The organism is Clostridia bacterium, assembly GCA_017438525.1.
Lineage (GTDB): Bacteria > Bacillota > Clostridia > Oscillospirales > RGIG8002 > RGIG8002.
Map to the genome: position 1 here is coordinate 1 of JAFRVI010000083.1, position 25,441 is coordinate 25,441.

General features: G+C 59.3%; 22 protein-coding genes and 1 tRNA gene. 5 read left to right on the forward strand and 18 right to left on the reverse strand.

The window, feature by feature from the left end:
• From IJL83_07820 to mscL, 8 genes are all read right to left on the reverse strand, one after another.
• The coding region (locus IJL83_07820; GenBank protein ID MBQ6553503.1) for a hypothetical protein at nucleotides 1-1,398 on the reverse strand (1,398 nt) is incomplete at its 3' end.
• Between the two features lie 474 nt (nucleotides 1,399-1,872).
• On the reverse strand, nucleotides 1,873-6,315 hold the full coding sequence (locus tag IJL83_07825; GenBank protein ID MBQ6553504.1) for a fibronectin type III domain-containing protein: 4,443 nt from the start codon (nucleotides 6,313-6,315) through the stop codon (nucleotides 1,873-1,875).
• A 196-nt stretch (nucleotides 6,316-6,511) separates the two neighbouring features.
• Nucleotides 6,512-7,636 carry a class I SAM-dependent RNA methyltransferase gene (locus tag IJL83_07830; protein ID MBQ6553505.1) on the reverse strand — a complete coding sequence of 375 codons (1,125 nt, stop codon included), beginning with the start codon at nucleotides 7,634-7,636 and terminating at the stop codon, nucleotides 6,512-6,514.
• A gap of 1 nt (nucleotide 7,637) precedes the next feature.
• Nucleotides 7,638-9,203 carry an FAD-binding protein gene (locus IJL83_07835; protein ID MBQ6553506.1) on the reverse strand — a complete coding sequence of 522 codons (1,566 nt, stop codon included), beginning with the start codon at nucleotides 9,201-9,203 and terminating at the stop codon, nucleotides 7,638-7,640.
• The gene (locus tag IJL83_07840; protein MBQ6553507.1) at nucleotides 9,200-9,979 is read right to left on the reverse strand and encodes an NAD(P)/FAD-dependent oxidoreductase; all 780 of its coding nucleotides are present in this window, start codon (nucleotides 9,977-9,979) and stop codon (nucleotides 9,200-9,202) included. Before IJL83_07840 ends, IJL83_07835 begins: the two co-directional genes overlap by 4 nt.
• Nucleotides 9,933-10,373 carry an NAD(P)/FAD-dependent oxidoreductase gene (locus tag IJL83_07845; GenBank protein ID MBQ6553508.1) on the reverse strand — a complete coding sequence of 147 codons (441 nt, stop codon included), beginning with the start codon at nucleotides 10,371-10,373 and terminating at the stop codon, nucleotides 9,933-9,935. The genes IJL83_07840 and IJL83_07845 overlap by 47 nt, the downstream gene beginning before the upstream one ends.
• Before the next feature lie 13 nt (nucleotides 10,374-10,386).
• The gene (locus IJL83_07850) at nucleotides 10,387-13,482 is read right to left on the reverse strand and encodes a hypothetical protein (protein MBQ6553509.1); all 3,096 of its coding nucleotides are present in this window, start codon (nucleotides 13,480-13,482) and stop codon (nucleotides 10,387-10,389) included.
• Nucleotides 13,483-13,591: 109 nt separating this feature from the next.
• Nucleotides 13,592-13,987, reverse strand: a complete 396-nt coding sequence (gene mscL, locus IJL83_07855) for a large conductance mechanosensitive channel protein MscL (protein ID MBQ6553510.1) — start codon at nucleotides 13,985-13,987, stop codon at nucleotides 13,592-13,594.
• A gap of 147 nt (nucleotides 13,988-14,134) precedes the next feature.
• On the opposite strand from mscL, the gene IJL83_07860 reads away from it, so the two are divergent.
• Nucleotides 14,135-14,746: a spore maturation protein A gene (locus IJL83_07860; protein MBQ6553511.1), complete on the forward strand. Its 612-nt coding sequence runs from the start codon at nucleotides 14,135-14,137 to the stop codon at nucleotides 14,744-14,746.
• The gene (locus IJL83_07865) at nucleotides 14,734-15,252 is read left to right on the forward strand and encodes a spore maturation protein (protein ID MBQ6553512.1); all 519 of its coding nucleotides are present in this window, start codon (nucleotides 14,734-14,736) and stop codon (nucleotides 15,250-15,252) included. The genes IJL83_07860 and IJL83_07865 overlap by 13 nt, the downstream gene beginning before the upstream one ends.
• A 211-nt stretch (nucleotides 15,253-15,463) precedes the next feature.
• On the opposite strand, the gene IJL83_07870 is transcribed toward IJL83_07865, so the two are convergent.
• The 10 genes from IJL83_07870 to IJL83_07915 all read right to left on the reverse strand — a co-directional run bounded on the left by IJL83_07870 (nucleotide 15,464) and on the right by IJL83_07915 (nucleotide 22,794).
• Entirely contained in the window at nucleotides 15,464-16,009 is a 546-nt protein-coding gene (locus tag IJL83_07870; protein MBQ6553513.1) for a hypothetical protein, read from the reverse strand.
• An 8-nt stretch (nucleotides 16,010-16,017) separates the two neighbouring features.
• Nucleotides 16,018-17,100 carry a hypothetical protein gene (locus IJL83_07875; protein ID MBQ6553514.1) on the reverse strand — a complete coding sequence of 361 codons (1,083 nt, stop codon included), beginning with the start codon at nucleotides 17,098-17,100 and terminating at the stop codon, nucleotides 16,018-16,020.
• A 9-nt stretch (nucleotides 17,101-17,109) separates the two neighbouring features.
• Nucleotides 17,110-17,928 carry a peptidoglycan editing factor PgeF gene (gene pgeF, locus IJL83_07880; protein ID MBQ6553515.1) on the reverse strand — a complete coding sequence of 273 codons (819 nt, stop codon included), beginning with the start codon at nucleotides 17,926-17,928 and terminating at the stop codon, nucleotides 17,110-17,112.
• Between the two features lie 47 nt (nucleotides 17,929-17,975).
• Nucleotides 17,976-18,926 carry an alpha/beta fold hydrolase gene (locus tag IJL83_07885; GenBank protein MBQ6553516.1) on the reverse strand — a complete coding sequence of 317 codons (951 nt, stop codon included), beginning with the start codon at nucleotides 18,924-18,926 and terminating at the stop codon, nucleotides 17,976-17,978.
• Between the two features lie 246 nt (nucleotides 18,927-19,172).
• A tRNA-Gly gene (locus IJL83_07890) sits at nucleotides 19,173-19,246 on the reverse strand.
• A gap of 144 nt (nucleotides 19,247-19,390) precedes the next feature.
• The gene (locus IJL83_07895) at nucleotides 19,391-20,014 is read right to left on the reverse strand and encodes a class I SAM-dependent methyltransferase (protein MBQ6553517.1); all 624 of its coding nucleotides are present in this window, start codon (nucleotides 20,012-20,014) and stop codon (nucleotides 19,391-19,393) included.
• Nucleotides 20,015-20,023: 9 nt separating this feature from the next.
• Nucleotides 20,024-20,803 (reverse strand): ZIP family metal transporter, encoded by a 780-nt coding sequence (locus tag IJL83_07900; protein ID MBQ6553518.1) that lies wholly within the window; start codon nucleotides 20,801-20,803, stop codon nucleotides 20,024-20,026.
• 111 nt (nucleotides 20,804-20,914) lie between these two features.
• Nucleotides 20,915-21,370, reverse strand: coding sequence for a hypothetical protein (locus IJL83_07905; GenBank protein MBQ6553519.1), 456 nt, complete (start codon nucleotides 21,368-21,370; stop codon nucleotides 20,915-20,917).
• Nucleotides 21,371-21,398: 28 nt separating this feature from the next.
• Nucleotides 21,399-21,977, reverse strand: coding sequence for an ECF transporter S component (locus IJL83_07910; protein MBQ6553520.1), 579 nt, complete (start codon nucleotides 21,975-21,977; stop codon nucleotides 21,399-21,401).
• 139 nt (nucleotides 21,978-22,116) lie between these two features.
• Nucleotides 22,117-22,794 (reverse strand): DUF308 domain-containing protein, encoded by a 678-nt coding sequence (locus tag IJL83_07915; GenBank protein MBQ6553521.1) that lies wholly within the window; start codon nucleotides 22,792-22,794, stop codon nucleotides 22,117-22,119.
• A 163-nt stretch (nucleotides 22,795-22,957) separates the two neighbouring features.
• Here IJL83_07915 and IJL83_07920 point away from each other — a divergent pair, with 163 nt between their 5' ends.
• The 3 genes from IJL83_07920 to IJL83_07930 all read left to right on the forward strand — a co-directional run.
• Nucleotides 22,958-23,923: a zinc ABC transporter substrate-binding protein gene (locus IJL83_07920; GenBank protein ID MBQ6553522.1), complete on the forward strand. Its 966-nt coding sequence runs from the start codon at nucleotides 22,958-22,960 to the stop codon at nucleotides 23,921-23,923.
• Between the two features lie 14 nt (nucleotides 23,924-23,937).
• Complete coding sequence (locus tag IJL83_07925) at nucleotides 23,938-24,636, forward strand: metal ABC transporter ATP-binding protein (GenBank protein ID MBQ6553523.1); 699 nt, start codon at nucleotides 23,938-23,940, stop codon at nucleotides 24,634-24,636.
• Nucleotides 24,629-25,441 (forward strand): metal ABC transporter permease (locus IJL83_07930; GenBank protein MBQ6553524.1); only part of this gene is annotated, 813 nt, incomplete at its 3' end. The genes IJL83_07925 and IJL83_07930, both read left to right, overlap by 8 nt.

Below are 25,441 nucleotides of genomic sequence, written 5' to 3' on the forward strand. Positions count from 1 at the left end.
CGTCATGGAGAAGTTGCCGTCTGCCTCAAACGCGGTATCATCGGAAAAGTCGCAGTTGCCTCCGAGGATGTAGTCATCAATCTTTGTCGGATTCGCAGACACTACGTCGTTGACCTGAGCCGTGGTCCAGCCGTCAAAGAAGTCGGCGGTGGTCGACTTGGTGGGAAGCGCCTCAAGCGCGTCATAAGCGGCGTCGAGGATCGCTATTGCGCCGGCGGCGTCGCTTTCGATAATCGCCCACGCCTCGTCGATAGCGGCAAGGAGATCTTTGTAGCTCTTATCGGTGTAGTTATACCGCCAGACGTTGGAGCAGCGCGCCAGCGCATCGTAAAGATCGTTGTTTTCTACGAGCTCCCCGGCGACCAGCATCCTGACAACTCCGATGTAGTAGCGCAGAACGTCAAGCGTGGAGGCGGGATCGGAATAAGCCATATCAGCGTCGGAGACTACCTGATAATGCTCATAGCCGGAATCGAAGAAACCGAGATCGCTCGCGGTAGTAAGCAGCGCGTCAAGGTCTTGCTTCGCCTTCTGGTACCCGTACTTGATCTCATCGAGCGCGGCGTCGATCGCGGCGGCGGCCGCGTCGATCTGCTCCTGGGTGGAGGCGGTGTCTTTATAGACGTTCTCCGCGTTGGTGATGACGCTGCCGGTCAGACCGGCGGCCTTGCCTTCTCTGATCGCCCTGTGGAGGTCGACCGTGTCGGCGGCGCCGACAAGATAAACGTCGTCTATCCAGAAGGTGACGGTGGTGTTGGTGGTTTTGAAAATCAGCGCGAAGTTGAGCGAGCTGATGCGTCCGTCAAACGCGTCCGCCATTGTCGTGATACCGCTCTCATCATAACTGTTCGGCTTGATCTTTGAGAAATCATAAATCAGATAGCCGTTCGACTTGACCGGACCCTGGAGGGAAAGACACACTCTCTCGGTGCCGCTGTTGAACATAAGGTTAGCACCGTTGAAGCTGCTCTTGAAATTGTCGTCACCGTCGAATTTGAAGGCGATCTTCGTCTTGTTGGAAAGCTCGGCGTCACCGAAAATGTTGATGCCGTCGATGAGCGTATCCTTGACGTAGGGTGTGGCGTTCGTGCCGGTGGAAAGGTAGCCGTTGCAGACATGCCACTCCGGGCTAAGACCTTCGGGCGTAGTCAGGGTGATGACCGTTCTGCCCTGATCGTCCTTGGCAAAAGAGTAGTTGGACGAATTGACATAGTTACCGCTGCCTGCCCAACCGTTCGTTTTGCCCATTTTCTGCGCCTGCTCGAGCGTATACTGGTTGATGAACGGGATGTGCATCTGCACTTCCTCACCGTCAGCGGACGCGTTGAATATCACAACGCCGCTGAACATAGCCAGCATCATCGCAAAAGCAAGCAATGAACTGAGTATTTTCTTCATGATTCTCCTCCTAAAAATTAAAATTTTCCGAATATTGTATCTGACAATACTCCTATTGCAGATTTTAGCACATATTCGGACAAAAATCAATAAATATTTGAGGAAATTTTGAAAAATAATTGACGGATAAACCAAATGCCATACGTTCTGTCATTCCGGAGAGGCGCAGCCGGCGGGGAACCCCCTTCCGCTTGCCGACGGCTGCCGGATTCTGTCATTCTGAGCCCGAAGGGCGAAGAATCTCGGGTCGCAGTCTGATATTCCGAGCAAAGCGAGGATTCTCATTTGAGATCCTTCGCTTCGCTCAGGATGACAGAAGGAGACGGAGATCCTTCGGGCTTCGCCCTCAGGATGACAGAGCGGCGGCTCGCGCTTTTCCCTGCCGCACAAAAAACACGGGGCAGCTTTGTGCTGCCCCGTGAAGGAGAGATTGATCGTTTTCCCCGGAGTCCCGGGGAAAACGGATTTCCTGATTTACGCGATGTCGACGATGAAACTCTCAACGGTGATGACGCCGTTAGCATCGACTGTCGCGACCGCGTTCTGAACCTCACCGTCGGCGAAGTACCAGACGGTGTATTCCTGACCGGCCTTGCTCGCGGAGAGCTGAGCGCTGAGGGTCAGCTTGCCGGCGAAGCTCTGCTTGTCAAAGGAAACGCTCTTGAAGAGGATGAGGTTGTTGGCACTCTCGCTGTTTCTCGCCGCGCGGAGCAGCGCGATGTAGGCCGTCTGAGCCGGAGTGATATCCGCAACGGTCATCTCCGGGTCGGAGCCGATGAGGAACTCGCCGGTGACGGAAAGTCCGCTCGCGTCGTCGGTGATCGTGGTCTCTTCGGTATTGCTGGAGATGTTCACGATAACGTCGGCGTAGAGCTCGAGGTAGCAGTCGGGATCCGCGGGAGTGAAGACCGCCGCGAACACGCTGCCGGACTGGGACAGATCGGGAATGACGTCGGGTTCGACCCATGCCCACGTGCCTTCGGTGCTGACTTCGGCGCCGGTAAGAGCGGCGGTGCCGAGCTTCTCGCCGATGATCACGGTAGCGGGAGCGGGAGCGGTGATGAGCTCCGGAGTCGCCTTGATGACTTCGGCGGTGTTTTCGCTGACGATGCTGCCGTCGAGGTTGGCGGCGGTGACGGCGACGCTCAGGTTGTAACCGATGTCGTCCTTGCCGATGACGTAAGTCACGCCGGTGCCGATTTCAACGGCCTCGAGCGCGTTGGATCTCGACCAGGTGTAGGTCAGTTCGCCCGCGCCTTCGGGAATACCGTCGGTGACAGCGGTAAGAGTCTTGCCGTAAACGGCTTCGCCTTCGATGCCGACTTCGCCCTTGATGGGCGCCTTCAGCGTTCTGACGACCAGCGCCTCGGAGGGATCGGACGCCGGGAGCGCTCCGATCTCGCGGATCCTCGCGTAGAAGCTGTATTCGGTATCGGGAGCCAGATTCTCGAAGGTGTTGGAGGAGGTCCATTCACCGTCGCCGCATCTGAACTCGATGTTCTTCGCGCCCGGTATCAGCGTGACGCTGTTATAGGTGACCTTGCTGAGCTCGGGGGTCGCGGGGGCCTTCGGCTTGGCGGAGTTGATGAGCGCTTCGGCGGCGGCATTGAGCTCGGCCTCGGTAGCGTTCTTGTTGTAATAGGCATCAAGCGCGTCGTCGTAGCCGGCGACGTCGAGGCCCTTGAATCTCTCAAGCGCTTCCTTGAGCGTGCTGCGGTCAATTCCTTCGTAAAGGATTACCTGCCAGTTGTAGATCTCCTTGCCGCGCTGCTCAAAGAACTCGAAGCAAGCGAAAATAGTCTCTTCTCTGATTTTCTCAAGAGTGAATCCGTTTTGATACCACTCACCTTCGGCTCTGACGGGAATCTCAGACATATAATACGTGAAATATCCGTCAGCGTCGGGAGTTGCGCAATAGTGTCTGCCGGTCGCAAGACCATCCCAGAGACCAACATCATTCCTGTAATAAACACCACTGCCTTTATTGGTGGTCGCATTCTCAATTTTATAACGGAATGCCATTATGTCGGTGAGCTTGTATCCGCCGAGCATACTGATGAAGTTCTTGCCGTTTATCGGGAGGAGTTTGCCGAACAACGGGTCTTTCGCGTGGCTGTCTTCAAATCCCGTACCGGGAACGTAAATGCCGTTGCCGAAAGCGTAATCTCCGCCCGAAGGCAGGTAATAAATGGCGCCTCTGTCGGTTTTTGTCAAATAGCTAAGCCCGTCGAGACTGTCCATCTTATCAAGCTCTTCCTGGCTGTAAATGCTGAAACCGGGAACGTCGACGATCGCGGCCTCGGGAACGCCGTAGTCCTTGAGGAGCGCGAAGATCGCGTCGTAAGCTTCGGCGCACTGAGCTTCGTAGCTGTCGGCGCCGAGCGCTTTGGCGTCGGCGATAAGCTGAGCGTATCTGCCGGCAACGTCGAACGCCTCGAGTTTATCGGCGGCGTCATGGACCTTCGCGATCTGATCGGCGGAGGCCTTGCTGAGCTTCTTATATCCGCGCAGGTCGGAGACCGTCACGGTAGTGTCTTCCTCGACGCCGTAGCACTCGATGATGAAGACGATGACCTGATCGAGATCGGCCTTAGCGAACTTATCGGAGCACCACCAGGCCTTCTCGAAGTAGCTGAACGGGACGTTGATGTAGCCGTCGGCCGCAACGAATTCGGGTCTGATGAGCAGCGCATAGTCTTCTCTGACCATATCGCGGCAGTTGGAAAGACCTATGAGTATCCTGTCCACGCTGCCGTTGGCTTCGAGCTTGAAACGGATGCCGTCCGCCTGAGAGAGACCCTCAGCGTTTATGGGCGGGAACGCGCCGTTGTTATCGGGCTGCAGGGTCTTGCTGCGGTCCATATTCTTCCAGCCCATCGCCTTGCCGCTGAAATCGGCGAGCGCGGTCAGGGAGAGGTTGTCATTCGCTTCAAACGCGGTGTTGTTGGAGAAGTCGCCCGGATTATAACCGTCGGCTTTTTTGTTCAGACCGTTGCTGATCGAATCGCAAAGCTTGACGCTGTTCGCGTTAACGACGTCGTTGACTTTGGTATCGGTCCAGCCGTCGAAGAAGTTTGCGGTGGTCGACTTGGTCTCTACCGGAACGAGCGCGTCGTAAGCGGCGTTGAGGAGCGCGATGGCGCCGGCGGCGTCGGTGTCATAGATCGCCCAGGCGTCGTCGATCGCCTTGAGCAGGTTCGCAAAGCTCGCGGCGGTGTAGTTGTATTCCCAGGCGTTGACGCACTGCGCGAAAGCAGCGTAAAGGTCATCGTCGGCGGTCTCCTCGAGGATGAGCATTCTGACGATCCTGCTCTGGATGAGGAGCTTGTCGTAGTTGCTGTCAGGGTCGGTATACATGGTGTCCGCGAGGGTTATGTCGTCATAATTCTTGTAGTTGGAATCGAAGAATCCGAGAGCGCTGGCTTCGTTGAGCAGGTCGTCGAGGTCGGCCTTGACCTTGTTGATGTCGTGGGTGTCGACTTCGGGCTCTTCAAGACCGTCCGTCGAGAAGGCGCAGATGTCGGAGAAGTAGGCCTTGTCTCCGGCCTGCAGCACCTTGTAGAACAGCGCGGAGATGACGGAGATTTCGTTTATCGCATCGCCGGCAAGATTGGTGTAATCCTTGAAATACAGGTGATAGTAGCCGTCGTGATAAACGAGAGGAGTATCGTAGTAGTTGCCCTCATAGCTCCAGTAGTTGTTCCAGTCGTCCTGGCCGCGCATAAGGCGGACCTGGAACTGGCTCAGCTCGAGGGGCTTGCCGTCCGCGTCGTTGAACGCGATGGCGATGCCGTCGAAGTCGGAGAGCTTGTAGCCCTTGGAAGTATCCATAAAGCGGAAGGGGTTCTTCGCAAGGAAGCCGCTGCTCGTCTTGCTCGCGAGGCAGAAGCGAACAAAGTTATCTTTAACCGTCATCTCGACAGACTGCGTCGCTTTGCCCTTAAGGCCTTTGTCGGAAATCGCGTACGTGGAGCCGTACTTGGTCAGACTCGCGAGGTCATCGGCGGTCCAGTCCTGAACGCCGGTGAGCTGAACGTAAGCGTAATCGGTATAGAGGTTGCTGATGTACTCGTCGATGCAGCTGTTGATTATGAGAAGCTGTCCGTCGACCTGCGTCTGAGTGGCGCTGTCATCGTTTATTACAGCTTCCGCATCGGCAATCTGAGAGGCATAGGTCGTGGCGTCGTATCCCTTGAGCTTAGCTACTGCGGCTTGGAGAGAGCCCTTCTGGACTTGACCTGCGGTCCTGTAAAGCTCAACGCCGGAGTAGTAGCAGGTGTTCTCATCGGCCGAACCGTAGTTCAGCATCGAGATGCCCTTGGCCAAATTGTCGAAGTAATCGTAGATATCCGTTCCCCCGCCGCCGTTGCTCTGGAACTCGGAGAAGGGGAAGTAGAGCCAGCCGTCGTCATCGGAGACGGGGGCGCCGTCCCAATAGCGCATAGAGCTGGAATAGTTCCAACCGTATGTGAGTCTGAGAATGGCTCTGGTGAACTGAGCGGGTTCGCCCTTGCTGTTGAGCACGGCGATACGGATGCCTTCGTAATCCGAAGCGCTGACGCTCTCGCCGTCGGCGGTCGCCCATACGCTGCCGTCGGTGCAGGGACCGCCGGTCTGGTATTTCCAGTTGACTATGCAGTTGTTGTAAGCGGTGCCGCCGCCGTGGACGGCCTTTATCGCCTGAGTCGTGCCGCCGACGCAGTAGGCGGCGTTCGTCTCAACGTAAAGGGCGCTGCCGCAGCCGTTCGCATAGCCGTTGTTGCCGCTGCTCGTATCGAGCTGCGCCTGCGTCCAGTTGCTGAAGCCGACGAGCTTTACGGTTTCGTAAGCTTCGGCCGAACTGCTGAACAGCACGGCGCCGCTGAATATGCCGATAAGCATACAGACGGCAATAATGGTTGACATGAGTTTCTTCATAATTTTCCTCCTATTAAAAATTTCCTTCGCAAAACGGGATATTGATGAAATCTCACAATATTCCTAATGCACATTTTAGCACAATAAAAAATAAAAATCAACAAAAAATTGCTGATTTATATAAAAAATATTGTGCCCGCCGCCGAAACGAAATAAGCGCCTGAACTCACGGGGGTTCAGGCGCTTTCGCGCGGTCTTAATCCGCTTTCGGAGCGCGGAAAAACTGATAGTAGTTGCACTTTATCATTCCGTTGTAGAGCTTGCGCACCTTGTCGGCCTTGCGCCCGTAAAAGCTCTCGAAATCCTCGTGGGAGGAAAGCACGTATATCTGCCACGGACCGAGCTTCGCGAAGGCGCGGCCCATCGCGGCGTAAAGCTCCTCGCAGGCGCGGCGGTCGGAAAGCCGCTCGCCGTAGGGCGGGTTGCAGACGACCGTTCCGCGTCTGCCGCCGGACGAGATATCGAGCGCGTCCGCGACGAACGCTTTGACGTGCGAGCCGACTCCCGCGCGGCGGATATTCCCCTTCGTAATGGAAACGAACTTCGGGTCTATATCGGAAGCCCACGCCTCGAAGCCGCCGGCGGCGGTCTTCGCGGCCTCCGCCTCCTCCCTCGCCCGCTCGAAAAGCCGCCCGTCGACGGAGGCGAACTCCTCGGCGGCGAAGCTTCTCTGCAGCCCGGGCGCGGTGTTGGTCATTATCAGCGCCGCTTCTATCGGGATCGTGCCGGAGCCGCAGAAGGGGTCGTGAAACAGCACTCCCTCGCGCGGGCGGGAGAGCTTGACGAGCGCGGCGGCGAGGGTTTCGCGCAGGGGCGCGTCGTTCGAGGCGAGGCGGTAGCCGCGCTTGTGCAGCGGCGTGCCGCTCGTGTCTATCATAAGAGTTACCTTATCGTGAAAGATGAAGAACTCGACGCGGTATTTCGCACCGGTCTCTCCGAACCAGCTTATGCCGTATTTGCTCCTGAGCCGCTCGACGATCGCTTTTTTGATTATCGCCTGGCAGTCCGGCACGCTGAAGAGCGCGCTTTTCAGCGAATGCCCCGTGACGGGGAAGCAGGCGTCGCGGTCGAGCCACTCCTCCCACGGCAGCGCCTTCACGCCCTCGAAGAGCGCGTCGAAGGTATCGGCTTCGAACGCGCCGAGCTTCGCGTAAAGCCGCTCCGCCGTGCGCAGCCAGAGGTTGCAGCGCGCGATCGCGGCGGCGTCGCCCTCGAAGGTTATTCTGCCGTCGGAGGTGTCCGTTCTTTTGTATCCGAGCGCGTCTATCTCGTCGGCGAGCATCCGCTCGACGCCGAAAAGGCAGGTAGCGACGTATTCCATATCAGCCCTCCAGCACCCTTTCCGCGACGGCGATGCCGTCGACTGCCGAGGACATAATGCCTCCGGCGTAGCCCGCGCCTTCGCCGCAGGGGTAAAGCCCGGCGACGTTCAGCGACTGCATATTCTCTCCGCGCAGGACGCGCACGGGCGAGGACGACCGCGTTTCCGTGCCGGTCAGCACGGCGTCCGGACAGTCGAAGCCCTTTATTTTAGCGGCGAAGCGTTTGACACCCTCCGCTATCGAAGCGTAAACGAAGCGCGGCAGAAACTCCTCCGGCGGACAGTGCGAAACGCCGGGGCGGTAGGTCGGCGCGACGCTGCCGAAGCCGCCGAACGCGGCGCCCGAAAGCAGCTCGTCCATACGGAACGCGGGGGCGCGGTAGCCGCCTCCTCCCGCCGCGAACGCGCGCCGCTCCAGCTCGCGCTGAAAGCGCACTCCCGCAAGCGCTCCTTCGCCGCAGTCGCGTTCGTCGACGCCGACGAGCAGGGCGCTGTTCGCGTTCGCCCCGTCGCGGGCGTAGGCGCTCATGCCGTTGGTCACGACGCCTCCCTCCTCGCTCGCCGCGGCGACGACGGAGCCGCCGGGGCACATGCAGAAAGTGTAGACTCCCCTGCCGTCCGGCAGGTGCGCCGCGAGCTTGTAGTCGGCGGCGCCGAGGTACGGGTTATCCCACTGAGCGCCGTACATAGCCTTGTTGATTTCGCTCTGCAGATGCTCCGCGCGGACGCCGACGGAGAACGGCTTCGCCTTCATGGCGACGCCCCTGGCGAAAAGCATCTCGAAAACGTCCCTCGCGGAATGCCCGACGGCGAGTATCACGCGGTCGGTTTCAAAGTATTCTTCGCGGCCGGAGACGAGGCACTTCGCGCCTTTCACCGCGCCGCCGGAAATATCGAGGTCGGTCAGCTTCGCGGAGAAGATCACCTCGCCGCCCATTTCGATTATGCGGCGGCGGATGGAGGCGACCATCGCGGGCAGGCGGTCGGTGCCGACGTGCGGCTTCGCCTCGTAGGCGATCTCGGCGGGAGCGCCGTTTTCGACGAATATTTCAAGCACCTTGCCGATACGTTCGTTTTTAATGCCCGTGGTCAGCTTGCCGTCCGAAAACGCGCCCGCTCCGCCTTCGCCGAACTGCACGTTGCACTCCGTATCCAGCTCTCCGGAGGAGAAGAAGGTCTCCGCCTTCTTCGCGCGCTCCCCGACGGGCAGGCCGCGCTCGATAAGTATCGGGCGCGCCCCCGCGTGAGCGAGCGTATACGCCGCCATGAGTCCGGCGGGGCCGGCTCCGACGACGAGCGGACGGCGCGAAAGGCGGCTTTCCGTCGGCAGCTCGTAACGCGGGCGCTCGTAAAGCTCCGCGTTTTTCAGCTTTTTCGCAAGCGTGACCGCCGCGGAGTAAACCACGCGTATATCCTCTTTTTTGCGCGCGTCGACTGAACGGCGCACGGTCTCGACTCCGGCGATCTCGCTTTCGCTCACACCGAGCCGCGACGCCGACGCCGCTCTCAGTTCCTTATCTCCGCTGCCCGGGAGCAGCTTGATTTCTCTCAATATATAAGTGTTCATAGCCGTTTCAGCGCGGACGCGGCGCTTTCGCCGGCGCGGATGCCGCTGCACCACGCCCAGTGGAGATTGTAGCCGCCGCAGATCCCGTCGACGTCGAGAAGCTCGCCCGCGATATAAACGCCCGGCGCGCGCACGGACTGCAGATCGCGCCCGACTTCGGACGCGGGAACTCCGCCCGCGGTCACCTGCGCGTTCGCGAACGGCATCACGCCTTCGACTGTGAAGCGCAGCGACTTCGCGGATTCCGCGAGCGCGGCGAAGCCGCTTCCCTGCGCGTTCGCGGCGGCGTACTCCGCGAGGCGGCGGTTGAAGACGCCGCAGAGCAGCTCCGCAGCGGGCAATCCCCTGCCGCCGTCAAGCTCCGCGAGCACCTGAGCCGCAAGCTCAGGAGTATAGTCCGGCAGCAGGTCGACCTTCGCTTCGTCGCCCTTTTGCGCGAAGCGCGAGACGTCGAAGACGCATATCCCCGAAAGGCCCGCGTCGCCGAACTGCACCTCGCCGGCGGCGGAGGAGATCTCCTCGCCTCCGCGCAGCAGCGTGACACGCGCCTTCGCGCGAATACCCTTGAAGCGCGCCGTGCCGCCGCATTTCAGACCCGTCAGCGCGGGGCGCGTTTCCGTTGATTTTATTCCGAGCGTACCGAGCAGCGCGAAGCCGCTGCCGTCGCTTCCGCTAGACGGAGCCGCCTTGCCTCCGGCGGCGAAGATTATCTTTTTCGCTTTTATCGTTTTATCGCCGTCCGAACGGACGGAAAAATCCCCGTCGCGTCCGGTCACGCTTTTTGACCCTGAAGCCGCAGACGGTCTCGACGCCGAGGCGGTCGAGCTCGCGGCGAAGCGCGTCGAGCACGGTGTTCGCGCTGTTGGAGTAGGGGTATACCCTGCCCTCGCCGTCGCTGTGGAGCAGAAGCCCCAAGCTCTTGAAAAAGGTGAACGCGCCCGTCGCGCCGAGCTCGCCGAGCACGTCGGCGATAAACTCCGCGTCGCCGCGGTACGCATCCGCGGACGGCGAAACGTGCGTGAGGTTGCATCTGCCGTTGCCGGTTGTAAGCAGCTTTTTGCCCACTCTCGCGTTGCCCTCGGCTATGACGACGGACGCGCCGCTCCTCGCGGCCGCGATTGCCGCCGCCGTTCCGGACGCACCTCCGCCGATAATGCAGATATCCTTCATACGCTCACCTCCGTCAGACCGTCTTGACGTTGAATCTTATCCTTTCGCCGAAGTGCGCTCTGCCCTCGGCGGCCATTTCCAGCGCGACCGTCTTGAACTTATCCGCCGTCACGTAGATACCGCCGACGGTGATTATATCGTGGCGCGCCGCGTCCGACGGGATATCGAAGCTCACGCCGTCCGCGTTGACGCATACCGCTCCCGCGGAAGCGCCCGCGTTCGCGCGGCATATCCACTTCGCCCTGCCGGTGTTGACGACGGTCACTTTCAGCTCTATCCTGCCGCCGCGCTCCGCGGTGATGACTTCGCCGTCATTCAGCTCGGTCCATTCGCCGCCCTCTACGCGGTAGTACGCCCTGCGTATCGTCGCGTTCAGGAAGCGCAGCGGACCGGCGTCGAGGTCGCCGACTCTGGAAAGCTCCGCGTCGAGCGACGTCATGCCGTCCGCGCGGCTCTTTATGCCGAACGATTTGCCGGATTCAAGCGCCTGCTTGAACTCCGACTGATGCTCGAAGTACATACCTACGACGCCGTAGGTGTATTCGTCCCTGCCCGCCTCCGAGACGACCTCGGGTTTCTTCACTTTGCCGCCGTTTTTGAACTCCTCCGCGTAGCCGCGGATAAGTACGGTCGCAGGCCTGTCGGAGCCGTCAGGGTTGATTATGCCGTAGTCGCTCGCCTCGTTCAGCCGGAAGCCGCCGGCGTACCACCAGTAGAAGACGCCGTTGGACTGACTCTCGGTGAGCGCCCTGTTTATGTTCGCTATGTAGTCCGCCTGCGCGGCAAGCCCGCGTTCGTTGTCGTAGTTGGAACCGGTCCACGCGCTCTTGCCGAACTCGAACCAGATAAGCGGCTTGTCGCAGGAGTAGCGCGAATACGCGACGGAATAGACGGCGGCCTCGAAGTCGTCCTCCCATCTGAAATAGTAGCCGTAGCCCTCCGGCCCCATAACGTCGAGCGCGGAAGCGAGCGCGCCGTATTCCCAGCCGACGTCGCGGAAGCGGCCGTTCGGCCAGCCGGTGTACATTCCGTTCCTCGCGCTGACGAGGTGGTAGGGGTCGGCGTCCCTGATGGTATCCGCGACCTTGCCGTAGATATCCGCGCACCAGTCGTCAAGCCAGCGGCGGTAAGCGAGCAGCGCCTTCGACGCCTGCGTGACGTGGCGGTCGGCGACGTAGGCGATGTCGACGCCCTTCATGCCGCCTCCGGCGGTGCGCCCGGGGCTCCATTCCCACGCGGCTTCCGCGGCTTCAAGACTGCCGTAGTTATCGCGCACCCACTTAGTCCAGACGTCGTCGAAGGACATCATGCCCATCGCGTTGCACCAGCTCGGCTCGTAGCCGCCGGGCATCGTTTCCCACGAAACGTCGTAGCCGACGAGCGCGTCGCTCTCGGCGAGGCGGCACGAGGTTATCATATCGCGTATAAGCTGTTCGTTGCCGCCGTTGAAATAGACGGGGTTGGCGAATTCCCTGAACGAGAAGAATACCTTCAGGCCGTTCTCTTCGCACAGGCGCAGCAGCGTCAGCAGCGTGTTGTCGCCTATCGCGACGTCGTAAGCGAAAACGGAAACGGCGTTGAAGCCGATATCCCTTATCCTGCGCAGGTCCTTCGATACGACGTCGATATCGAACGCGGACGGCGACACCCATTTTTCATAATCGTCGCCCACCAGCGAGATGCCGGTCGACGGCATATAGTTGACGCCGTAGCATTTCCAGACCTCGCCGTCAAGGTAGAGATCCTTGCCGACGGCGGTCACGTATTTCCGCTCGCTCTCCGGCTTCGCGGAGTAGATCGCGACGTCGTGCGAAAGCCGATCGATCACGACCCCTCCGGAGCGCAGCTCCGCGGTGACGCGGTAGTTCCCCGCGCCGGACGGCGTCCAGCCCGTTTGGAAGAGCGTATAAGTGCCGAGTTGGGTATCCGCGACGCGCTCGAATTCGTAATTCCGGAACTCCTTCTCAAAGACGCTCGCGCCGCCCGACGCGACGGTCACGTTGACCGTGCAGTCGATGCCGTAAGGCCTTTCTGCGTTTATATCGGCGCCGTCAAAGAGCATCCCGTCGCTTATGACCTCCGCTCCGATCTGCCATTCGTCGCCGGGGAAATAGGTGTATTCGCCCGCGCCGCCGCCGTATAACAAGGTGCGGACGTTGAAGTAAGCCGCCACGCAGGCGATCGCGCCGACGACCTCGTCGCTGCCGAGGAAGTCCGTGTCGTTGGTGTTGAAACTCGCCCACATTCCCGGCGTGTAGTTTACCTGCTCCTCAACTCCCGTCGAGAGCAGCATATAAGCGGGATAGCCCGCGGTCTCGCCCTTCGCGTCGAGCGCTTCGATAAGCGGCACGAAACGGCGGTTTCTGTATTTGAGTATGCCGGTGCCGTAGGTGCGCGGCGACGGCGAGAACATATCGGAGGGCAGTCCGTAATCCGCCTCCGGCAGTATGCCCTGCAGGTCTCGCGAAACGACCTTTACGGCGTTGGTTATCGGATAAGTCTGGTACGCCGGTGAGAGACAGTCGACGAGCAGCTCCGGCGAGAACTGATTATTCTGGTTAGCGTCGTTCGTCGCGGTCATCAGCCGCGTTTTCACGTAGCCGGAGCCGCTCTTTGAGTAGATATCCGAAAACGCCGGACCGCCGACGCATATCAGCCCGCCCCTGCGGCGAAGGTAATGCCCCACCGGACCGATGAGTCCTTCCGGTATGCCCGACGCCTCGGTGTATATGACCGCCTTGTACTTTTCCGGCGAAAACGCGACGGGGTTTTTCTCCGCCTTTTCCCAGGTGTAAACGTCGACTGTAAGGCCGTATTTTTTCAGCTGCTTTTTCAGCTTGCCGGCGTAAACGGGCTCGTCCGTCGGCACGATCAGCGCGACGGACCCCTGCATGTTAAGCGCCTTCTGCTTCTCCTTGTATGCCGCGGCGACCGCGGAAGACGGTATCTTTTTATCCGGCTGCGGAGCAACGCCGCCGCTTCCGTTACCGGACGGAAGCGTAAAGACCGCAACGAACAAAACCACGCACAGCGCGAGGCATATTACGCGCAGTATGCGCGGGACCGGCGATCCGGTTTTTTCGATTCTCAAGTTGTCGTTATCGTTCATTGACGTCTTTACTCCCGCCGTCACGGCGAAAAAACGCAATCGGCGCGCCGGAATTCCGACGCGCCGACACACGCTTATGCTTTTGTTTCAATTCTGTTGAAATGAAGATTTATTTTTTCTCTTTCAAAAGGTCTCTGATCTCGATGAGAAGCTCCTCGCTGGTCGGGCCGGCGGGCTCTTCGGGAGCGGCTTCCTCTTCCTTCTTTTTCCTTTCGGTCATCTTAGCGATGCCCTTGACGAGCAGGAAGACAACGAACGCGGTGATCAGGAAAACGATGATCGCCTGGATGAATTTCCCGTAGAAGATCTCGGTCTCGCCGACGGTGAAAGAAACCTCTTCGATGGTCGCTTTGCCGGTGAGAGCGGTGATCAGAGGCATAAGGATGTCGTTGACGAGACTCGTCACGATGGCGGTGAAAGCTCCGCCGATGATGATGCCGACTGCCATGGCCATCATATTGCCCTTGACCGCGAATTCCTTGAATTCCTTGAAGAATTTTTTCATTTTTGACACCTCGCAGTTTTATTTGTAAGTCGATTATAACAAATCCGACGCGATTTTGCAATATTTTCTTTTTAATATTGCGCGTAATTGCGCGTTTTTTCGTTATACGGACAATCCCGCCGCTCATATTATCGCACGGGTGATGGTATGCTCTCTTTCGTTTGGGCGGGAATGATACTCGCCGCGTTCGTTTATTCCGCTTTCACCGGCGGGCTCGACGCGCTCGGCGCTTCGGTGATCTCTTCGGCGGAAAAGGCCGTTCAACTGCTGCTTTTTCTCGCGGCGGTAATTCCCTTCTGGAGCGGGATAATGAATATCGCCTCCGCCGCGGGAGTAACGAGGGGCGCGGCGAAGCTGCTGCGTCCGCTTCTGCGGCGGCTGTTTCCGCGTTCGTTCGAAAACGACGCCTGCGCCGAGGCGATCTCCATGAACGTGGCGGCGAATATGATAGGCGTCGGCAGCGCGGCGACGCCGTTCGGACTCAAGGCGGTCGCGGAGATGAAGGAGCGCTGCGGCGCGGAACCGGACGCCGAGATGATACGCTTCATCGTGCTGAACACCGCGTCAGTGCAGCTGATACCCACGACGGTCGCCGCGCTGCGCGGAAAGTACGGCTCGGCTTCGCCCTTCGACATCGTTCCCGCCGTGCTCGTATGCTCGGTCGCCGCGCTTGCCGCGGGACTGTCGGCCGCCGAGATTTTCAGACGGCTTTCTGAAAGACGCGGACTGAAAGGAAGGAAGCGCGTATGGCTTACGTAGGCGCGACACTCGTCCCCGTATTCATATGCGTATCCGTCTGCGCGGCACTTTTAAAAAAACTCGACGCTTTCTCTCTTTTCACGGAGGGGGCAAAAAACGGACTGCGTATAGCAGCGCATATCGCGCCGTCAATGCTCGGACTGATAACGGCGGTCAACATACTTTCCTCCTCCGGCGCGCTCGACGCGCTGGCGAGGTTGATTTCGCCGGTCACGGAAGCGGTCGGATTTCCGGCAGAGGTCCTCCCCCTGACGCTGCTCCGCCCCGTTTCCGGAGGCGGCGCCGTAGCGGTGCTCGAAAACATACTCGCCGGATGCGGCCCGGACTCATTAGCCGGAAGAATCGCAAGCATAGTTTGCGGAGGCGGAGAAACCACCTTTTACGCTCTCGCCGTTTATTTCGGCGGCGCGGGAGTGAAAAAGACCTCTTACGCGATACCGGCCGCGCTGACGGCGGACTTCACCGTTTCGCTTGTCGCCGCCGCAGTCGTTCGGCTCGGATTGTAACCCGAAAACGCCTTAAAACTCTGTATATGAGCGTTATTCATATGAATAACGCTCATATAAATATCATTCATATAACCTGTAAACCCGCATAAATAAAGGGTTCGCCGCTTACACCCGCTTGGAAACCGGCATTTTTCGCCGGTAAACGCGAAGGCGGCCGTCACCGGATCATTTTTCCGGAAACGGCCGCTTTTTTTATCGCTTTATTAATTCACTCGGCGGAAACGACCGCCTCGAAAACGTCGTCCTCGCCTTTTTCGAGCGAAATAACGTATTTTTTCGCTCCTTCAGAGACGTTCAGTTTTCCTCCGCTCGCTCCTTCGGCGGTCCACACTATCAGAATTCCTTCTGAAAGGGCGGTTTTTTCGAGCTTTCCGCCGCTTGCTTCGACGGAAACGTCCGACACCGGGAAGAAGATCACCGCGCGTTCGGCGTCTTTTTGATACGGAACGTCAAATTTCACCTCGACGTCTTTCAATAGTTCGCTGTCCGGTGTGAGAGTTTGCAGCTCCGTATCCGTAAGCGCTTTCGACGGCGCCTTGATCTTCAGCTCCGCGGCGGCGGAATACGAAGCGTTCGACGCCTGCGTCTCCTTGTTTATCTCCGCCTGCTTGCCCGCGAGGAACATCGGTATCACCGCGACTCCTATCACGAGCAGAACGGCGACCGCGCCGAGCGCGATAACGCGTTTCAGCGGCGAAGCTCCGGAGGGATTGCCCTCCCCTCCCGAATCAACGACCGTTTTTTCTTCGTCCATACTTCACCTCACGAGGATAATTTCTCGTTCAACTGCTTTCTGACCTCTTCCATTTCGCGTCCGATCTGCTCCAGATCGCGCTCGATTTCGGCGCCGGATCTGGTAGTCGAAACGCTCTCCGACTGCTTCGCCTGCTTCTCGAGCTCCTCGAAATCGGAGCCCTCAAGCAGGATATCCAGCTTCTCGGAAAGCTCGGCGCGCCTTGCGATAAGCGTTTCTTCAGTATTCGGAACGTTCTTCATGACGATTTTTTCGATTATCTTGAAAAGGAGTATCCAGAGCAGCACGGCAAAGCCGACGCCCATCAATCCGAGCGAAAGGAAAAACGCCTTCGTTTTCTCCATATTGATGCTGCCCATAAGGAAAAACAGCATCAGACCGAGGAAGAAAACTCCCGCACCGACGGCCAGCGCGGCGATGAAGTATTTCTTTTTTATTGCCGCCGGTTTGGCGTCGGAACCGCCGAGGCGCTTTATGCGCTCCTCGTTTTCAAGCAGCTCCTTCTGCACCTCGCGCGCCCTGCGGAGGCGTTCGGAGGGGTTGACTCCGCGCGCGGCCATGCTTTCGGCGCTGAGCCGCATCTGCTTTTTGCCGAGCGCGTCGAGCTTTTCGCGCAGCGCGAGTATCTCGTTCGCCTTCACTTTTTGCGTTGAATCGATGCGTATCGGCGCCGTTTTGAGTATGTCGCTGATATCCACGGGAGCGCCCTCGGAGCCGTGCATAAACTCGGATGCGGTGCGCGAGAAGAAGAACTCGCCGGCGCTGCCGGGAACCTTTATCTCGATATCGGTATCGGCATCCTTAACAAGCAGGCGTTCCTCGCCGTTGAGGTATTCTCTGGCGACGACGTAGCGGCGTTCACCGTCTGAAACGACGGCGTAACCGCCCGCGACGGGCCCCTTCGCCGAATCGAGATACGGCTGGACCTCCGCGGCGCACTCCTTTGAACCGTAGAATATGAAAAGCTCGAACGCGGTCAGTGCGGCAAGCCCCAGCCCGCCTTCGCCGACGAGCGCGGAAACGTCGCCGGGTTCCACCCTCGCGTTTTCCGCGTTGCCGAAGCTCTTGATTTTGAAATACTCGATTATCATTTCAGTTCCTCACCGTCCGGAGATCTGGATTATCGCTGCCTGCGTACCCCTGTTTTCGCCCATACGGCGATGCGAGTAATACACGGCTTCATCGCAGCGGGTGCAGTCGCCCGAAACGTCGATGTTTTTCTCCGGAATTCCCCTGCCCGTCAGCGCCTCGACGGCGCATTTCGGCAGATCCACGCGCGTTTTTTTGCCGTCCTTCGCCGGAATCAGCACGCCCTCGCCGAAGTCGGAGCGGAAGACGTCCGCGATGTCCTCGTCGACCTCGAAGCAGCACGGGCCGATGCAGGGTCCGACCGCAGCGACGACATCGGCGGGATCGGTGCCGTAGGATGTCTCCATCGCGTTTACGGCGGCCTCTATGACGCCGGCGGCCATTCCTCTCCATCCGGCGTGTATGGCGGCGCAGGCGCGATTTGCGCGGTCGTAGAGCAGCACGGGCGTACAGTCGGCGATATGCACGACGAGAGGGGTATTCTCAAGCCGCGTGATCAGCGCGTCGGTCGCCTCGAATGGCGGCTCGAAAAAGCCGCTCCCGACGTTTTCGTCCGTGACCTCGGTGACGTTTATCCCGTGTTTCTGGAACGAGCGCGTCAGGCGCGAAAAGTTCAGTCCCGCGGCCTCGCAGACAAGCTCGAAATTGCGCAGCACGGTATCGCGGTCCTCGCCCCTGCCGAAGCCGAGGTTGGTCGAAGCCCAATATCCGCTGCTGACGCCTCCGAGCCGCGTGGTGAAACAGTGCCGCACGGACTGCTCGGCTTCAAGAAGTCCGCTCTTGACAAGCGTGACGCCCTTGTTTTCGGTTTTGAAAAACGATTTGTTCATACGGTTATTCTATCATAATAGAGAGTTAATGTAAAGCGTTTTCGGAATCATTTGATGCAGTCGAGTATGGCGCTCCACACCTCATCGTCCTGCTCGGTCATTCGCCAATAGTCGAAATCTGCGCAGAAGGCGCGCTTTTCGTCGTCAGTTTTCAGCTTCTTCTCCGCGACGAGGCGGTTGTATTCGCCGAAACGGGAGTTCATATAGTCGACGGCGTCAGCGGTGTAATGCGGGTTGTGCTTTTTGCCGTCCAGCTCGAGAAAGCGCACTTTGGGGTTATCCACGCGGTCGCGGACGTAGTCGAGGCCGACGCTTATCGACACCATTCCGTCGTCGCGGGAGTGTACGAAAAGCACCTTCGCGCCGGTATCATTCACGGCGTCTACGGCGTTGGAATCGACGAAATCGGGGTTTGCCCTGCGCTCGAAACGGTAGACTCCGCGGCGCATAAACCGCATCTTTCCGGTCAGAAACGCATTCAAAAACTCCTTGACGGAAACGAACGCGGAGATCGGAACGACGGCGTGAATGTCCTTACGGTAGTTCAGAACGTTCGCCGCCGCGTATCCGCCCCAGGAGTGGCCGATGACGGATATCTTCGCCTTCGCGAACTTCTCCTGTCCGCGCAGCCACGCGATGCAGGCGACGAGGTCGTTCAGCGACTCGGTGAGCCCGCGGATGTTCTTTCCGCCGGAGGCGAAGCAGCCGCAGTTGTCGTAGCCGGCTACGCGGTATCCGGCGCGGCAGATACGCTCGATCTCACGCAGATATGAGCGGTGTCCGCCGCCGATGCCGTGCGCGAAAACGACGAGCGCGCCTTCGTCTGCGCCCGGATAGGAATAGACGTTGCCTTTCAGTTCGATTCCCTGCGGCGTTGTAAAGGTGATCGGCTCCGCCTGCAGCCCGGAAAAATCCTCGTAGGTGTAGTATTTGATTATGCCGTCGCCGTCGTAACGCGTGACGACGAATTTTTTATAGAGCGCTGAAACGATACACATGCGCCGCACCTCCGGGAACCGTTTTTATAATGATAACATCAATCGTGTAAAAATGCAATGAAAAAGAAAAAACAGCCGTTTCCGGCGGCGCTCCGATGGGAATCTCTTCTTGCTTGCGCAAAGCGCCCCCGGCGCTTTGCTCCCAAAGCCGTCCGCCGCTTCGCGCCGCGTCTTTGGAGCGCCGTTTCGATTCCCTTCAAACGCTATATAATCAAGCAGAGCGCCCTGAAGGGCGCTCTGCTTGATTGGAGCGGGTGATGGGAATCGAACCCACGTATCCAGCTTGGAAGGCTGGTGTTCTACCATTGAACTACACCCGCGTATTCACTTTTTTCCGAACGCAGAACATTATAACACAGCGCCTCGGCTATGTCAACAGATTTTTTCGCTTTCTCTCCGATTCGCCGAAACCGCACGCAAACGGGGAAAAGAGCCGGCACTCCGGCTCTTTTCAGCTGCGCTTCTTACTTTTTTGCAAAAACCGCTATCCACGGCTCTGCTTCGTGATGAAAGCTTTTGACCTCCGCGAAGCCCGCCGCCTTCAGCGCGGTTTCGATCTGCGGGGCGGTGTAGTTTTTCATTCCGTCGATTATCTTCTCGAAGCTCAAGCTCTTCTCGTCGGTGCCGTCCGACTCGTTGACGATCATGAAAACGCCGCCGCTTTTCAGCACGCGGGCGACCTCGGCAAAGCATTTCTCCAGCCCCGGCCAGAAGTATATCGTCTCGAACGCGGAGGCGAAATCGAACTCGCCGTCGGCAAACTGCAGCTTCGACACGTCGCCCTGCATGACGGCGCATCTGCCCGCCTTTATCATCTTACGGTTGCGCTTCGCGGCGGTCTTCACGCTGAGCTCGGAATAGTCGACCGCGGTCATATGCGCGGACGGGTACTTCTCCATCAGCTCCGCGGCGTGCTTGCCGCCGCCGCAGCCGATCTCAAGCATATTCTCCGGCGCGTACCCTTCGGCGCGGGACATCCCCCACTTCGCCATAAGGTCGTGGCCGGCGTTCATGCGCTTTATCATTTTTCTGCCGAGGCGTCCCTCCGGCTTTCTCGTCTGGTTGAAAAACTTTTTTGGATCTCCCATATTTTACCTCTATCCAAGCGCCACGTCGAGCGCCATCATTACCGTGAATCCGACCGAAAACAGCACAACGCCGATATTCGAGTGCTCGCCCGCGGACATCTCCGGTATCAGCTCCTCTACGACGACGTAAATCATCGCTCCGGCCGCGAAGGAAAGCAGATACGGCATCGCGGGCACTATCAGCCCCGCGAGCAGCACCGTCAGCCCGCCGAAAACCGGCTCGACGACGCCGGAAAGCACGCCGTAAACGAACGACCTGCTCTTGCTCTTGCCCTCCGCGTGGAGCGGCATCGAGATTATCGCGCCCTCCGGGAAGTTCTGTATCGCGATGCCGATCGCGAGCGCCATCGCTCCGCCGGCGGTTATATCTCCTGAGCCGTTCAGAAGTCCCGCGCAGACCACGCCTACCGCCATTCCCTCCGGTATATTATGAAGCGTCACGGCGAGCACCATCATAGTCGTTCTCGCCAGACGGCTTTTAGGCCCTTCGGCCTGGTTCGCGTTTCTGTGAAGATGCGGTATCACGCGGTCGAGCAACAAAAGGAAAAGGACTCCCAGCCAGAAGCCCGCGAACGCGGGAACGAACGACCAGCGCCCCATGTGCGCCGACTGCTCTATCGCCGGAATGATCAAGCTCCACACCGACGCGGCGGTCATAACTCCCCCGGCGAAGCCGGTCAGCGCGCGCTGCACGCCCGCGCCGAGCTCCTTTTTCATAAAGAATACGCACGCCGCGCCCGCGGCGGTGCCTATAAACGGTATCAGCAGTCCGAAAAGCGTTTCTTTCATGCGATACCTCCGTTTCCTGCAGCGCGGTTAGTCTGCGCTAACCGCGGTTCTTTTTTTACGGGGCGTGCGGCGGCATGCCCCGTATATAGTATTCATAATACGCTCCGCGCGTTAAGGCGTTTCGATCGCGGAGGAAGCGTCCGCGGAGGAAGCGTCGGCGTCGGCGGATACCGAAGCCCGCGGAGCTCCGGCGTTTTTATCCGGCTCCTTCTTGCCTCCGAAAAGCCCTATCGCGAGATAGGCGCCCCAGGCGAGCGCGATTATAACGGCCTTCTGCCACTGCTTCAGCGTCTTGCTGCGCGTGACGAGGATCGTTATCGGCGCGGGGAACATGAATATCCAGCCGATCACCCAGAGCCACGTTATGCGCCTACGCGGCGGCTCGTATTCCGCCATCGCGCGCTGTCTGCCCTTCTCGAAGGCGTAGCCCTCGAGCTCGGCGTCGCGGTATTCCGCTCCGTCGATGAGCACGGACGCGCCGCAGTATTCGCAGACGGCTTTGGCGCAGTCCGCGTCGAGCTTCAGGTCCGCGCCGCAGCTCGGGCAGTTCATTTCGACAAGCTTCATACGTTCCTCCGTTGCCGACGCGGCGTCATTATACTTTCGCCACGTTTTTCACGACGAGCGCGACCGCCGGCGCGAATATCACCGCGACGGCGAATTCTATCAGGAAGTTTATTCCGGCGAGTCCGACGATGGCGAAGACGATCGCGTTCTGTCCGCCGCCCCATTCTTCAAGCAGCGGGCGGTAAAAGAGCAGCATACCGATGATGAATATGCCCGTGTTCGCCACGGGCGCGACCATCGACGCCAGATACGGCGCGATTTTTTTGCCCTTGAGCGCGCGGTAGACCACCGCGGGCAGGAATCCGGTCACGGCGCCTCTGAAAAGGCAGAAGAACCACGAGAGCACGGGGGCGAAAGCGAATACCATTTGTCCGCCCGGATCGCGTCCGGTCACCGAGAATATCGATACGATCAGCCCGAAAATGAGGCCGAGCACCGCTCCGTAAGCGGGGCCGAGCACTATCGCTCCGGCGACTATCGGAACGAGCGTCAGCGTTATCGATACCGGGCCGATGTTTATCCCGCCGATGAACTGCAGGCCGACGATGAGTGCGGCGAGTATCGCCAGCAGGACGAGGTTTTTGATTCTTTGGGATTGCTTGTTCATAGTCTTACTCCTTACTGTCGCTCCCTGCGGGATGCGGCGTGTGAATATACGTCCGGCACCGCGTCCGCTTCTCCGCCTGCCCCTCCGTCGGGATGGGACGGCGCGCGGACTCCGCGGCGCTTTCAACGTTTATGCGTGGTCAGTCCTCCACCTTCGGAACGTCGCTGATGACGTCGTCGACTTCGGCTTCGGTCTTCGCCTCGGCGACCTGCGCGGGTTCGGCGTGGACGGGCTCGGCCTCGGCGGATTCGACGTTGACGACCTCGGCGATTATCTTCTTCGCTCTCCTGATCTTCTTGCCGAACAAGCTGATTATCACGATGTCGATTATGCCTTCGATAATGAGGAAGACGCCGGCGAGTATCATTATCGCGGTGCTCTCGACGAACATTATAACCGCGCCGAGAGCTATGGAGACGACGGAGATGAGCATCAGTATGCGCCACTCCTTCATCTTCGCTCTGGCGCAGTCGATAGCGTCGATGAAGGTTATCGCGCCGTCAACGGCGATTATTATGCCGAAGATCGCGCTGAGCACGCCTATTATCATACTCGGACGAAGGATGCAGAGCGCGCCGGCAAGCGCGAGCGCGATGCCGAGCATCAGCGAATACCTGCCGAGCATGGCGCCGTCGGAAAAGGACGATACGGCGGCGACGACTCCGATAAGCAGCAGGATTATGCCGGAAACGACGCAGAGCACGTTAGCGGATTCCTTGTTGAAAACGATGAAGAGCACTCCGATGATTATCGCGAGAACTCCGGTTATGATGCGGTCCCACTTGAACGATTTAGCGGCCTTTTTTGTTTCGCTCATAATAATTACCTCTCTCCGTTTTTATTCTGACGGTTTATTGTAGCACTTTTTTCCGAAAAATGCAATAGCGGCGCGTTATTTCTCCCCGTTTGCGCTTGACAAAAGCGGAAAGCGGTGATAAAATCACAAAATGAAAATAGTTTTCATTTTCGGAAGTGATACTTTGAAACGAGGAAACGAAAAAAAGAACACGCGGCCTGCCGGACGGCGCGGAACGCTCCGGCTGACGGCGCTGCTGCTCGCGGCGGCGCTCTGCTTCGGGCTCTGCGCCTGCGGCAAAACGGTAAACGAAAGGGAGATCGACGACGGCAAGCCGACGGTAGTCGCGACGATATTCCCCTATTACGATTTCGCGAAGAACGTCTGCGGCGACGCGGTGAACGTAGTCCTGCTCGTGCCGCCCGGATCGGACAGCCATTCCTACGAGCCGACGCCGAAGGACGTCAAGCTCGTCAACGAATGCGCGCTCTTCGTCTACACAGGCGGCGAGGAGGACGGCGCGTTTCAGCAACTTCTCGACTCCGCCGACGCGCAGGTCAACGCGCTGAAGCTCATCGACTTCGTCGCGCCGCTGAAGGAGCAGCTCGTCGAGGGCATGGAGGGCGAGGCCGACGACGGCTGGGATCCGCACATCTGGACCTCCCCCGCCAACGCGAGGCGCATCTGCGAGGCGATAGCGGACGCGGCCTCCGACATCGTACCCGGCTTCAACCGCGCGCTCTGCTCCGCTTACGAACTCGAGCTCGAAAAGCTCGACAATGGCTTCGCCGCGTACTTCGCGGAGCATAAGGAGCCGCTGATATTCGGCGACCGCTTCCCCTTCCGCTACTTCACCGCCGAATACGGCGTGGAATACTACGCCGCCTTCCCCGGCTGCGCCGACTACACCGAGCCGAGCGCGAAAACGATAAAAACGCTGATAGAAAAGGCGAAGGCGAACGGCGTCAGGACCATCTATTACGCCGAGGGCGCGGACACGAAAGCCGCAGAAAGCATAGCCGACGAGGTCGGCGGAGAAACCGCCCTGCTCCACTCCTGCCACCGCGTCACGCGCAGGGAGTTCGACTCCGGCAGGGGCTACCTCGACTTCATGCGCGAGAACCTCGAAACGCTGAAAAACTCCGACTGAACGGGAGAAACGCCATGCTGATAAAATGCGAAGATCTTTCTTTTGAATACGAGGGGCGGCAGGTGCTCTCCGGCCTCACCTTCCACGTCGGCGAAGGCGACTTCCTCTGCGTCGTCGGCGAGAACGGAAGCGGCAAATCGACGCTCGTCAAGGCGCTGCTCGGGCTGAAAAAGCCGCAGCGCGGGAGCATAGAGTTCGGTGACGGGCTGAAGCCCACGCAGATCGGCTACCTCCCGCAGCGGACGGAGGCGCAGAGCGACTTCCCCGCAAGCGTGCGCGAGGTAGTGCTCTCCGGCTGCCGCGGCCGCCTGCCGTTTCACACGAAGCGCGAGAAGGCGCGCTGCGCGGACAATATGAAGCTGATGGGCATCGAAGGCCTCGCGCGGCGCAGCTTCCGCGAGCTTTCGGGCGGTCAGCAGCAGCGCGTGCTGCTCGCGAGGGCGCTGTGCGGTACGGAGCGTCTGCTCCTGCTCGACGAGCCGACCGCAGGGCTCGATCCGATAGTCACACGCGAGCTTTATTCCGTCATAGACGCCCTGCACGATAAGGGCATCACCGTCATAATGGTCACCCACGACGTCGGCGAAGCGCTCGAAAAGGCGACGCATATGCTCCACCTGCACGACAACCATAACTTCTTCGGCCCGACCGGAGACTACCTCGAATGCGACGACTGCCGCCGCTTCTCTGGAGGTGAGCATCATCATGATTGACACGGTACGCGAGATGTTCTCGCTCGGATTCATGACCCGCGCCGTCATAGTCGGCACGCTCATTTCGCTCTGCGCCGCGCTGCTCGGAGTTTCGCTCGTGCTCAAGCGTTTCTCGATGATCGGGGACGGGCTCTCTCACGTCGGCTTCGGCGCGCTCGCCGTCGCCGCTGCGCTGAACGCCGCGCCGCTCGCGGTCGCGATACCCGTCACCGTCGCCGCCGCGTTCCTGCTGCTCCGGCTCGGGAACAGCAAGCGCATCAAGGGCGACGCCGCGATCGCGCTGATCTCCGCGGGCGCGCTCGCCGCGGGCGTGGTGATCTCCTATCTTTCGGGCAACTCAAACAGCGAGCTTTCCAACTACCTTTTCGGCAGCAGCGCGCTGTTTATAAAATCCTCTGACCTGCCTGCGAGCATCGCGCTCGCCTGCGCGGTCATCGTTTTGTTCATACTGCTCTATAACCGCGTCTTCGCCGTCACCTTCGACGAGACCTTCGCGAAGGCGTCCGGCGCGCGGACGGGGCTGATAAACGCGCTGATCTCGGTGCTCACCGCGGTCACCGTAGTGCTCGGAATGCGGCTGATGGGCGCGCTGCTCATCTCCGCGCTGCTGATAATCCCCGCGCTCTCCGCGATGCGCGTCTTCGGCACGTTCCGCGGCGTCACCGTCACGGCGGCGGTAATGAGCGTGTGCAGCTTCTTTATCGGGAGCGTCGTCTCCTACGCGCTGGAGCTCCCCTACGGCGCGGCGATAGTGCTCACCGAGCTCGCCGTCTTCGGCTGCTTCTGCGCCGCCGCGGGAATAAAG

What these genes read in the sequence shown, in the direction of transcription:
- IJL83_07825 (MBQ6553504.1), bottom strand. Translation starts at nt 6,315, where the DNA reads ATGAAGAAACTCATGTCAACCATTATTGCCGTCTGTATGCTTATCGGC.
- IJL83_07830 (MBQ6553505.1), bottom strand. Translation starts at nt 7,636, where the DNA reads ATGGAATACGTCGCTACCTGCCTTTTCGGCGTCGAGCGGATGCTCGCC.
- IJL83_07835 (MBQ6553506.1), bottom strand. Translation starts at nt 9,203, where the DNA reads ATGAACACTTATATATTGAGAGAAATCAAGCTGCTCCCGGGCAGCGGA.
- IJL83_07845 (MBQ6553508.1), bottom strand. Translation starts at nt 10,373, where the DNA reads ATGAAGGATATCTGCATTATCGGCGGAGGTGCGTCCGGAACGGCGGCG.
- IJL83_07850 (MBQ6553509.1), bottom strand. Translation starts at nt 13,482, where the DNA reads ATGAACGATAACGACAACTTGAGAATCGAAAAAACCGGATCGCCGGTC.
- mscL (MBQ6553510.1), bottom strand. Translation starts at nt 13,987, where the DNA reads ATGAAAAAATTCTTCAAGGAATTCAAGGAATTCGCGGTCAAGGGCAAT.
- IJL83_07860 (MBQ6553511.1), top strand. Translation starts at nt 14,135, where the DNA reads ATGCTCTCTTTCGTTTGGGCGGGAATGATACTCGCCGCGTTCGTTTAT.
- IJL83_07865 (MBQ6553512.1), top strand. Translation starts at nt 14,734, where the DNA reads ATGGCTTACGTAGGCGCGACACTCGTCCCCGTATTCATATGCGTATCC.
- IJL83_07870 (MBQ6553513.1), bottom strand. Translation starts at nt 16,009, where the DNA reads ATGGACGAAGAAAAAACGGTCGTTGATTCGGGAGGGGAGGGCAATCCC.
- IJL83_07875 (MBQ6553514.1), bottom strand. Translation starts at nt 17,100, where the DNA reads ATGATAATCGAGTATTTCAAAATCAAGAGCTTCGGCAACGCGGAAAAC.
- pgeF (MBQ6553515.1), bottom strand. Translation starts at nt 17,928, where the DNA reads ATGAACAAATCGTTTTTCAAAACCGAAAACAAGGGCGTCACGCTTGTC.
- IJL83_07885 (MBQ6553516.1), bottom strand. Translation starts at nt 18,926, where the DNA reads ATGTGTATCGTTTCAGCGCTCTATAAAAAATTCGTCGTCACGCGTTAC.
- IJL83_07895 (MBQ6553517.1), bottom strand. Translation starts at nt 20,014, where the DNA reads ATGGGAGATCCAAAAAAGTTTTTCAACCAGACGAGAAAGCCGGAGGGA.
- IJL83_07900 (MBQ6553518.1), bottom strand. Translation starts at nt 20,803, where the DNA reads ATGAAAGAAACGCTTTTCGGACTGCTGATACCGTTTATAGGCACCGCC.
- IJL83_07905 (MBQ6553519.1), bottom strand. Translation starts at nt 21,370, where the DNA reads ATGAAGCTTGTCGAAATGAACTGCCCGAGCTGCGGCGCGGACCTGAAG.
- IJL83_07910 (MBQ6553520.1), bottom strand. Translation starts at nt 21,977, where the DNA reads ATGAACAAGCAATCCCAAAGAATCAAAAACCTCGTCCTGCTGGCGATA.
- IJL83_07915 (MBQ6553521.1), bottom strand. Translation starts at nt 22,794, where the DNA reads ATGAGCGAAACAAAAAAGGCCGCTAAATCGTTCAAGTGGGACCGCATC.
- IJL83_07925 (MBQ6553523.1), top strand. Translation starts at nt 23,938, where the DNA reads ATGCTGATAAAATGCGAAGATCTTTCTTTTGAATACGAGGGGCGGCAG.